This is a genomic window from Xenorhabdus griffiniae, assembly GCF_001028135.1.
Lineage (GTDB): Bacteria > Pseudomonadota > Gammaproteobacteria > Enterobacterales > Enterobacteriaceae > Xenorhabdus > Xenorhabdus bakwenae.
The window spans coordinates 96,630-108,331 of the sequence record NZ_LDNM01000013.1; the positions used below are offsets into that span (position 1 = coordinate 96,630).

The 11,702-nt window shown below is 53.3% G+C and carries 1 protein-coding gene and 1 pseudogene (1 of these 2 only partly in view); one reads left to right on the plus strand and one right to left on the minus strand.

All coding sequences use genetic code 11. The annotated features are described in order from the left end of the window. Window positions 1–11,313: the 3' portion of a non-ribosomal peptide synthetase gene (locus tag AAY47_RS04355; RefSeq protein ID WP_072059738.1), read on the plus strand. The gene continues 3,405 nt to the left of window position 1, outside the view; 11,313 of the gene's 14,718 nt are visible here — the last part of the coding sequence; the start codon falls outside the window, past its left edge; the stop codon is at window positions 11,311–11,313. A gap of 30 nt (window positions 11,314–11,343) precedes the next feature. On the opposite strand, the pseudogene AAY47_RS04360 reads toward AAY47_RS04355, so the two are convergent. After that, window positions 11,344–11,643, minus strand: a pseudogene (locus tag AAY47_RS04360) (ISAs1 family transposase); the annotation flags it as partial. Window positions 11,644–11,702 lie beyond the last annotated feature (59 nt).

Sequence of the window (11,702 nt, forward strand, 5' to 3'; positions counted from 1 at the left end):
CCGGGCGGAGCAGGTAATGTACAGGATATCTATCCACTGGCCCCGTTGCAGGAAGGTATCCTGTTCCATCATCTGTTACAGACTCAGGGGGATAATTATCTGCTGCAAAGTCTGCTCGCTTTCGATACCCGTGATCGTCTCGATAGCTTCCTGAATGCCTTGCAACAGGTTATCAACCGCCATGATATCCTGCGTACAGCGGTTTATTGGCAAAAACTGGAACAGCCGGTGCAGGTGGTCTGGCGTCAGGCAACGCTGGCTATCCATGAATTCATCCCGGCCACGACAGGCGATATTCCGGCGCAGTTACAGGCTCACACTGATCCGCGTCAGCACCGGATCAATCTGAACCGCGCCCCTCTCTTTGCTGCCGATATCGCCCACGATCCGCGACAGAATGAATGGCTGCTGGCTTTACGTTTCCACCATCTGGTCAGTGACCATCTGACACTGGAGCTGATTTTAGCGGAAATTGCCCAGATACTACGGGGCAATGCCAAAACACTGCCCACGATGTTGCCCTACCGCAACTTTATTGCCCAGACATTAAGTGTGCCCGTGGCAGAACATGAAGCCTATTTCCGTAGCCAACTGGCGGATATTGATGAACCCACCGCCCCTTTCGGGATACTCAGCGTACCCGCCGATAATAGTGTTATCAACGAACACCGTCTTCCACTTGACTCTACGTTGGCGAAGGCCATTCGCTCTCAGGCGCGTCGGCTGGGCGTCAGTCCCGGCGTCCTGTTCCATGTGGCCTGGGCGCAGGTACTGGCCCAAACCAGCGGCCGCGATGATGTGGTGTTTGGCTCCGTGCTGCTGGGTCGTTTGCAAGGCGGTGCGGGGGCTAATCGCATACTGGGTATGTTTATCAACACCCTGCCCCTGCGTATCTCTCTGAGCGGACGCACGGTACAGGAAATCGTGCAGGACACGTATCGCAATCTGACCACCTTGCTGGAGCATGAGCAGGCACCGTTAGTGCTGGCACAACGATGCAGTAGCGTGGAACAACCCATGCCGCTGTTCAGCACTTTGCTCAATTATCGCCATAGCGCTTCTGGTGAAACGGAAGTGGTTGATACCCTTTGGGCAGGCATACGGACTTTATCCGCAGAGGAGCGCACTAGCTATCCCATCACTCTGTCAGTGGATGATTTAGGGAACGGCTTCCAGCTAACAGCCCTGACTGTCACCGAAATCGACTCCGAACGCATCAACACCTATCTGGTGACAGCTATCAGCGGTTTGGTTGATGCCTTAGTTCACAATCCGCAACAAACGATCCGGGCTATCACCATCTTACCGGCGGCAGAGCGGCAACACGTGCTGACCGATTTTAACGCCACTCAAGTGGATTTCCCACAAGCGGCACTGATCCATCAATTAATCGAAGCACAAGCGGCAAAAACGCCCAATGCAACCGCCGTCATTTGTGGCGCTCACGCTCTCAGCTATAAGGAGTTGAATCGTCATGCTAATCGTCTGGCACATCACCTGATTGCGCGGGGAGTTCACCCTGACGATCGGATCGCAATTTGTGTCGAACGCAGTCTGGAGATGGTCGTGGGGCTGCTTGCCATTCTTAAAGCAGGTGGTGCTTATGTCCCGCTCGACCCGGCCTACCCCACCGAACGGTTGGCCTATATGCTGGAAGATGCGGCACCGGTGGTTTTACTGACGCAAACCTCGTTACGCGACAAACTTGACAGCACTTTGCCTGCGGTCTTGCTGGATAAGATCTTTGATAGCCATGAATCGTTTCTGACAGCACAACCGACTGACAATCCAGACGCCCAGGCGCTGGGGCTGACATCGCGTCATCTGGCCTACGTCCTCTACACCTCTGGCTCCACCGGATTACCCAAAGGCGTGATGAATGAGCACCGTGGTGTGGTTAACCGTTTGCTCTGGGCACAGGCGACTTATCAATTAACCCCGCAAGATCGCGTCTTACAAAAAACGCCGTTCAGTTTTGATGTCTCCGTTTGGGAATTCTTCCTTCCCCTGATGGTTGGTGCCCAATTAGTGATGGCTCGCCCCGGCGGTCACAAAGAACCGCACTATTTATTGGAAGAGATAGAAAAACGTCAAATCACGACGATCCACTTTGTGCCTTCCATGTTGCAAATTTTCCTCCATTTCCTTCCGGCGGGACGCTGCCTTTCTCTGCGCCAGATTTTATGCAGTGGGGAAGCGCTGCCCTATGCCTTGCAACAACACTGTCTGTCCCATTTACCTCACAGTGAACTGCATAATTTATACGGTCCCACAGAGGCGGCCATTGATGTCACGGCCTGGCAGTGTGTTCCGGGTCGCTATATCGGGCAAGTGCCGATTGGGCATCCTATTGCCAATATTCAAATCTATATTCTTGATGCTCACGGTGAAGTCGTTCCCATTGGTGTGGCGGGGGAAATTTATATTGGCGGAGTAGGTGTCGCCCGCGGCTATCTGAATCGCCCTGAACTCACGTCCGAGCGCTTCCTGCCCGATCCTTTTTCTTCAGCCCCCGATGCACGCCTGTATAAAACCGGCGACCTCGGCCGCTGGCTGCCCGATGGTAATATCGAATACCTCGGCCGCAATGATTTTCAGGTCAAGTTGCGCGGTTTCCGTATTGAACTGGGGGAAATCGAAGCCCGGCTCACCCAATGTGACGGCGTACGCGAAGCCGTGGTACTGGCCCGCGAAGATGAGCCGGGACAGAAACGACTGGTGGCCTATTTGCGTCCGTCAGAGGGCGCTGAATTGGTGCTGGCTGAATTGCGTCAGCAACTGACTGAGCATCTTGCCGACTATATGCTGCCCAGCGCCTTTGTCATTTTAGAGACTTTCCCGCTCACCCCTAATGGTAAACTTGACCGTCAGGCTCTGCCGCCCCCCGATTTATCGGCGGTTGTCGCTCGTGGCTATGAAGCCCCCGTCGGTGAGACAGAAATCGCGCTGGCGCAGATTTGGCAAAAACTCCTGAGACTCAAACAGGTCAGTCGCCATGATCACTTCTTTGAACTCGGCGGCCATTCGCTGATGATTGTCAGTCTGGTCGAAGAGCTACGTAATCTGGGCCGCCAGCTCGAGGTTCGCAGTGTATTCGCCTCACCGGTCCTCAGCGATATGGCCCGGGCTACCCAGCATGGGGTCAGCACCTTTGTTGTGCCCCCCAACCGTATCCCCGAAGATTGTACGGTTATCACGCCCGATATGTTGCCACTGGTTTCGCTTTCCCAATCTGAGATTGATGCTATCGTTGAGCTGATCCCCGGCGGGGCAGGTAATGTACAGGATATCTATCCACTGGCCCCGTTACAGGAAGGCATCCTGTTCCATCATCTGTTACAGACTCAGGGGGATAATTATCTGCAACAAAGCTTACTCGCTTTCGATACCCGTGATCGTCTCGATAGCTTCCTGAATGCCTTGCAACAGGTTATCAACCGCCATGATATCCTGCGCACTGCCGCTTACTGGCAGGGACTGACACAACCGGTTCAGGTGGTCTGGCGTCAGGCAACGCTGACTGTCCGTGAATTCACGCCTGCCATGACAGACGATATTCCGGCGCAGTTACTGGCTCACACTGATCCGCGTCAGCACCGTATCAATCTGAATCTCGCGCCCCTGTTTACCGCCGATATTGCCCCCAATCCGGCACAAGATGAATGGTTGCTGGCGCTGCGCTTCCATCATCTGGTCAGTGACCATATGACACTGGAGCTGGTTTTTACAGAAATTGCGCTCATCTTGCAGGCAAAGACGGAGAAGCTGCCAACGGTATTGCCCTATCGCAACTTTATCGCCCAAACCCTGAATACATCAACCGCCGAGCATGAAGCCTATTTCCGCGCCCAATTAGCGGACATTGACGAACCCACCGCGCCATTTGGGGTATTTAACGTAAAAATTGGCAACGACCTTGTTACTGAGGCCCATCTCGCTATCGCGCCTGATCTGGCCAAAGCCATCCGCACTCAGGCGCGTCGTTTCGGTGTCAGCCCGGGTGTTCTGTTCCATGTGGCATGGTCACTGGTTCTGGCCCACACCAGCAGCCGCAATGATGTGGTGTTTGGCTCCGTACTCCTGGGCCGTTTGCAAGGCGGGGCGGGGGCGGATCAAATACTGGGCATGTTTATTAACACGCTGCCCCTGCGCATCTCTCTGAACGGACGCACGGTACAGGAAATCGTGCAGGAGACCTATCACAACCTGATCACGTTACTGGAGCATGAACAAGCTCCATTAGTGCTGGCACAACGGTGCAGTGCCGTGGAGCAACCCCTGCCGTTGTTCAGCACTTTGTTCAATTATCGTCATAGCCCTTCGAATGAAACGGAAATGGGTGAAACTGAGTCCGTTGACACCCCCTGGGCGGGCATCCGTATTTTGACCGCAGAAGAGCGTACTAACTACCCCATCACCTTGTCAGTCGATGACTTAGGCGACGGTTTCCAATTAACGGCTCTGACCGTCAGCGACATTGCACCGGAACGCATCAATACCTATCTGGCGACAGCCATCAGCGGCTTGATCGATGCCCTGATCCACAATCCGCAACAAGCGATCCGGGCTATCCCTATCTTACCGGCGGCAGAACAGCAACAACTGCTGGTGGATTTCAATACTACTCAGGCCGATTTCCCGCAAGACATGTTGATCCACCAACTGTTTGAGGCACAGGCCGCCCGGCATCCCGATACCCTTGCTGTCGTCTATGAAGACCAGACACTGAGCTATGGTGAATTAAACCACCACGCTAATCAGTTGGCCCATTATCTGATTGCGCTGGGGGTGCGGCCTGATGACCGGGTCGCCATTTGTGTTGAGCGCAGCCCGGAGATGGTGGTCGGCTTGCTGGCTATCCTCAAGGCGGGGGGGGCTTATGTCCCGCTTGACCCGTCCTACCCGCCCGAACGGTTGGTTTATATGCTGGAAGATGCCGCCCCCGTGGCTTTACTGACTCAATCGGAACTGGCCCAATCAGAGTGGCTCGCTCAATTTGACACCTTGCCAACGGTCTTACTGGATAACCACGAACCGTCTCTGGCAACACAACCCGCTGATAACCCAGCCTCCCAAGCACTGGGATTGGCATCCCGCCATCTGGCCTATGTCATTTATACTTCTGGTTCAACAGGGCAACCGAAAGGCGTGATGATTGAACATCAGAACCTGTGCAATTTAATCACCACCCAGCAACATGCCCTGGCTCTCACCAGCAACAGCCGCGTCTTACAATTCGCCTCAAACAGCTTCGATGCCAGTATCTGGGAATGTTGTATGGCCTTAATGGCAGGCGGTTGCCTCTATCTGGCCAAACGGGCTAATCTCTTGCCCGGCGCCATACTGTCCGGCTATTTAGCCGATCAGGCCATCAGCCATGTTCTCTTGTCACCGACCGCGTTATCCGCGCTGGATACCCTGCCCGATACCGTGCAAACCCTGTTGGTGGGGGGCGAGTCCTGTCCGCCAACCTTAGTCAAACGCTGGTCACCCGGACGGCAAATGCTTAATGCCTATGGACCAACAGAAATCACAGTCTGTGCCACACTCTATTCCTGCGCTTCCTCCGCAGAGGATAATCCGCCCCCGATTGGCCGTCCGATTGCCAATACCCGGATTTATATTCTGGATGCACAGGGGCAACCCGTTCCTTGTGGTGTGACGGGGGAAATTTATATTGCCGGGGCGGGTGTGGCTCGCGGTTACCTGAATCGGCCTGAACTGACCGCTGAACGCTTCCTGCCTGATCCGTTCTCGTCAGAACCCGATGCGCGGATGTACAAAACCGGTGACCTCGGCCGCTGGCGGCCCGATGGCAATATCGACTACCTTGGTCGCAATGATTTTCAGGTCAAGCTGCGGGGTTTCCGCATTGAACTGGGGGAAATCGAAACCCGACTCAGCCAATGTGACGGCGTACGTGAGGCGGTGGTGATTGCCCGCGAAGATGAACCCGGCGAAAAACGACTGGTCGCTTACCTGCTGCCACAGGAAGGGGGTGAACTGGTGCCCGCTGCACTGCGCCAGCAACTGGCCCAGCACCTCGCTGATTATATGTTGCCCAGTGCCTTTGTTACGTTAGACACTTTCCCGTTGACCCCTAATGGTAAACTCGACCGTCAGGCCCTGCCGCCCCCCGATTTATCGGCGGTTGTGGCCCGCAACTATGAAGCCCCCGTCGGTGAGGCAGAAACCGCGCTGGCGCAGATTTGGCAAAAACTCCTGGGACTCAAACAGGTCAGTCGTCACGATCACTTCTTTGAACTCGGCGGTCATTCACTGATGATTGTCAGTCTGGTGGAAGAACTGCGTAATTTAGGCTGGCAGCTCGAGGTTCGTAGTGTGTTCGCCTCACCTGTGCTCACCGATATGGCTCAGGCCACCCAGCATGGGATCAGCGCCTTTGTCGTCCCCCCTAACCGTATCCCCGAAGGTTGTACGGTTATCACGCCCGATATGCTGCCTTTAGTTTCTCTCTGCCAGGCCGAAATTGATGCCATCGTTGAGCAGTTGCCGGACGGAGCAGGTAATATACAGGATATCTATCCACTGACCCCGTTGCAGGAAGGTATCCTGTTCCATCATCTGTTACAGTCACAGGGAGATAATTATCTGCTGCGAAGCTTACTCGCTTTCGATACCCGTGATCGTCTCGATAGCTTTTTGGATGCCTTGCAACAGGTTATCAATCGCCATGATATCCTGCGCACCGCCATTTATTGGCAAGGACTGGAACAGCCGGTGCAGGTGGTCTGGCGTCAGGCACCGCTGACTGTCCGTGAATTCATCCCGGCCACGACAGGTGATATTCCGGGGCAGTTACAGGCTCACACTGATCCACGCCAGCATAAAATCAATTTGAACCTGGCCCCCCTCTTTGCCGTCGATACCGCCCATGATCCGCAACAAAATGAATGGCTGCTGGCTTTGCGTTTCCACCATCTGGTCAGTGATCATATGACACTGGAGCTGATTTTTGCGGAAATTGCCCAGATATTGCTGGGCAATGCCAAAACACTGCCCCCCATGCTGCCCTACCGCAACTTTATTGCCCAGACATTAAGTGTGCCCGTGGCAGAACATGAAGCCTATTTCCGTAGCCAACTGGCGGATATTGATGAACCCACCGCCCCCTTCGGGATACTCAGCGTCCCCGGCGATAATAGTGTTATCAATGAACACCGTCTTCTGCTTGACCCCGCTTTAGCGAAGACAATCCGCTCTCAGGCGCGTCAGCTGGGCGTTAGTTCCAGTGTGCTGTTTCATGTGGCCTGGGCGCAAGTGTTGGCACAAATCAGTGGCCGCGATGATGTCGTATTTGGTTCCGTGCTGCTGGGCCGTCTGCAAGGCGGCGCGGGGGCTGATCGTATACTGGGGATGTTTATCAACACCCTGCCCTTGCGTGTCGCTCTGGGCGGGCGTACGGTACAAGAAATTGTGCAGGATACCTACCATAACCTGACCACTTTATTGGAGCATGAACAAGCTCCGTTGGCACTGGCACAACGGTGCAGCGGTGTAGCACAGCCAATGCCGCTGTTCAGTGCCTTACTGAATTATCGCCATAACCGACCAGATACAAATGAGACTGTCTGGCGTGGCATACGCCTGTTGCTTTCTGAGGAGCGAACTAACTACCCGTTGACCCTCTCAGTGGATGACTCAGGGGAAGCGTTCAGCATATCAGTCAAGGCCGTCGCCACAATTGATTCTCCCCGGGTAGCTGATTATTTGGTCACTGCCATTAGCAGCCTGACCGAAGCCCTAATGAACGAACCTCGGCGACCGGTTTTGGATCTGTCAATCCTGCCTGCCACGGAACGCCAACAGTTACTGGCCGGGTTCAACACCACAGGGATTGACTTCCCGCCAAACGTTCTGATCCATGAATTGTTTGAGCAACAAGCCGCCCGCACACCTGACGTCACCGCCGTCGTCTTCGGCGATCTGTCTTTCAGCTACGGTGAACTGAACCGGCGGGCCAATTGCCTGGCGCATCATCTGATTGCCATAGGGGTACGTCCTGATGATCGTGTGGCTATCTGTGTTGAACGTAGCCTTGAGATGATGGTGGGACTGCTGGCTATCCTCAAAGCCGGTGGGTCCTATGTCCCACTGGACCCGGCCTATCCGGCCGAACGACTGACTTACATGATAGAAGATGCTGCACCGGTAGCCCTGCTTACCCAATCTGCGTTCGTCGACATGCTGGACTGCACCCTGCCCAGCATTTTACTCGATACTCAGTCACGCTCTCTCTTTGCGCAGGGATCTGAAAACAATCCCGATGCTCAAACGCTGGGACTCACACCACATCATCTGGCCTACGTGATTTACACCTCCGGTTCTACGGGACAGCCCAAAGGAGTGATGGTGACACACAGGAATGTCATCAATCTTCATACCGGTTTGAATGCCGCGCTCGACCTCAGCCCACCGTGCCGCGTAGCGATGAATGCCAGTATTGTGTTTGATGCTTCGGTGAAAATCTGGCTTCAGTTACTTTCCGGTCATACATTGATCATCGTGCCTGAAGAGATCCGTGCCGACAGCCAGCAACTCTGGCGCTATTTTGCACGCCACCTTGTGGACATGTTCGACTGTACGCCAGTGCAATTACAATGGCTGTTAGAGTCCGGGCTGGGAACCCGTGTCGGTTATCAACCCAGATTGGCGCTGGTGGGTGGTGACAGTATTCCTCCTTCAATGTGGTCCAGACTGCAAGAAATAGAAACAACCCGCTTTATCAATGTTTACGGACCAACAGAATGTACGGTAGACGCCACCCTCTGTCCGGTTGATTTAACATTGTCACAGCCCAGCATCGGCCGGCCAATTGCTAATACCCAGATCTATATTCTGGATGCCCAAGGCCAGTTGCTGCCTCTTGGTGTTGCTGGTGAGATTTATATTGGTGGCACCAGTGTGGCCCGAGGCTATCTCAACCGCCCTGAGTTGACAGCGGAACGCTTTGTTCCCGATCCATTCTCAGCCACACCTGATGCCCGCATGTACAAAACCGGTGACCTCGGCCGCTGGCTGCCCGATGGCAATATCGACTACCTGGGTCGCAATGATTTTCAGGTTAAGCTGCGGGGTTTCCGCATTGAACTGGGGGAAATCGAAGCCAGACTCTGCCAATGTGACGGCGTGCGTGAAGCGGCAGTGATTGCCCGCGAAGATGAACCCGGCCAGAAACGACTGGTCGCCTACCTGTTACCGCAGGAAGGGGTTGAATTGGTGCCCGCCAAACTGCGCCAGCAACTTGTCCAGCACCTTGCCGACTATATGCTGCCCAGTGCCTTTGTCACGTTAGCGACTTTCCCGTTAACCCCTAACGGCAAACTCGACCGGCAGGCGTTACCTGTCCCCGATCTGTCCGCTTTCGTGGTGCGGGGCTATGAATCTCCCATCGATAAAACAGAAACCACGCTGGCTCGGATCTGGCAAGATTTACTGGGACTGGAAAGGATTAGCCGCCATGACCATTTCTTTGAACTTGGCGGACACTCGCTGCTCGCGGTACAGTTGTTGAATCATATGCGCGAACAAAATATGCCGGTTTCACTAGCCACTCTGTTCACCCATCCAACCTTATGTGATCTGGCCCTGGCGGTTAAGGAACAGTTCGTCATCCCCGTATCCCCATTTGACGAAAATCCTGTACCGCTTAGTCCGGCAGGCACTTTACTGCCTTTGTTTTTGATCCACGAAACATCGGGCGATCCTCTGGTGTATTCTCCCCTGACTACCCTGGTGCCCCCTGAACTTCCGGTCTATGCCTTGCAGGCGCTTGGTATTCATACACTGACGCATCCTCCGGGGTCGATTGAAGCACTTGCCGCCTGCCATATTCAGGCTATTCGCCGTATCCAACCACAAGGGCCTTATCGCCTGATGGGCTGGTCGATTGGGGGGGTAATTGCCTACGAGATAGCCCAACAATTAACCAGTGATGGTGAGACAGTCGAGTTTATTGGTATGATTGATTCTTATTATCATGCCCATAAAGATAATAGTAACGCCTTAACAACTGCCGCCCCCTCTGTCAGCGAAGAAGCAAGACGAATTGGATTCGTCATTAACGCACTGCGTGCCCAAAAAATTCTTGATGATCAAAAGGATTTGGCGGAACTGTACCACCTCAGTAATGTGGAACAGGTACTTAATCACTGTATCGAACGCCAGTGGTTGCCGGCGGGGATCACACGCGAAGATATTCTCCTGCGTGTCTATACCGCCGAGATGATTTCACAGCTTGGTCAAGAGTACACCGCGCAAAAATCCGCTTTACCGGTCCACCTCTATACTACGGAAGAGTTAGTCAACGGCGACAGCTGGCACGGTTGGCATGACATTGTCGGTCCCGATTCGGTGCTCTATCCTATCGGCGGGACACATTTCTCCATTATGCAGCCTCCTCTGCTAAACCAAATCGTGGATTCAATCACTGAAAACCTACGGGATGTGCCTTCCTTTAACCCACTGGTTATTATTCAGCAAGGCTCTCCGGCCGTATCGCCGCTATTTTGTCTGCCGGGTGCCGGTGCCAGCCCGTCCAGTCTGCTCGAACTGGCACTATCGTTCCCACAGCAACTTCCGATATACGCTTTACAGGCACGTGGGTTCACGATTGAGCATCATTCCCCTTACAGCAGTGTTGAAGGGGCCGCTCGTGCCTATATCCAGAGTATCCGCCAGATCCAACCGCATGGCCCTTATCACCTGCTCGGTCACTCTTTTGGGGGCTGGATTGCCTTTGAAATAGCCCTGCAATTGCAGGCCGATGGAGAACAGGTATCCGATCTTATTCTTATTGATACCGATGAACCGGATCAGCAAGGGAGTGCCCTCAAGTCAGTCAACCGTATTGAAACAATCATGGAGTTGATCGATATCTATAATATGCTACTAAACCAGCCTCTTCCGCTCACCAGACAAGATTTTGCTGACCTGGCTGCGGATGAACAAATCCAGCATCTGCACAGTGCTCTGGTTAGGGTCGGGCTTTTCCCGGCAAAAACACCCATATCACTGTTGCAAGGGATTGTTCGCGTTATGCAGGCTAATCTGAACACCCGTTATATACCGCGTACCCGTTATGAGGGACTTGTTCATTTGGTTAATGCCGGGGAAGGCGATAAAAAAGAGGCAAGGAGAACTCGAGAAACCCAATGGCGTCTTCACGCGGCTGAACTCAATACGATAGTTGTGCCCGGCAATCACATGACTATGCTGTCCTCACCCCATGTCGGACAATGGGTAACCAGCCTATGGCAGAATATCGGGACATTTAGTCAATTGAGTGGATGACCTAATATCCCAGGGCAACCGCATGAATGATCAAATAACATTCAGGTTAGAAAATCCTGCTTGTAATACCTGTTCTAAAAACTGAATTCTCATCCAGGCGCGTTTACGTTTCATCCTTATACTTAATTTAGTTTTTTCCTGTTTCAACATATTTAAGGCGATTCGTCTGAGTATTGCGATATTTTCTGCTGCATTTTCCCGATAAATCTGACAATCATCTTCATGAAAAATCGCATCCAACACCCAATGGAGATTATTTTCAATGCGCCAGTGACTGCGTACTGCCTGAGCCAATTTTTCTTCTGTCAGTTCTGCTGAACTGATGTAATATAGCTAAATCATACCAATATGGCATAATATCCCAATCCAATATGACAAGGCATAAAGTG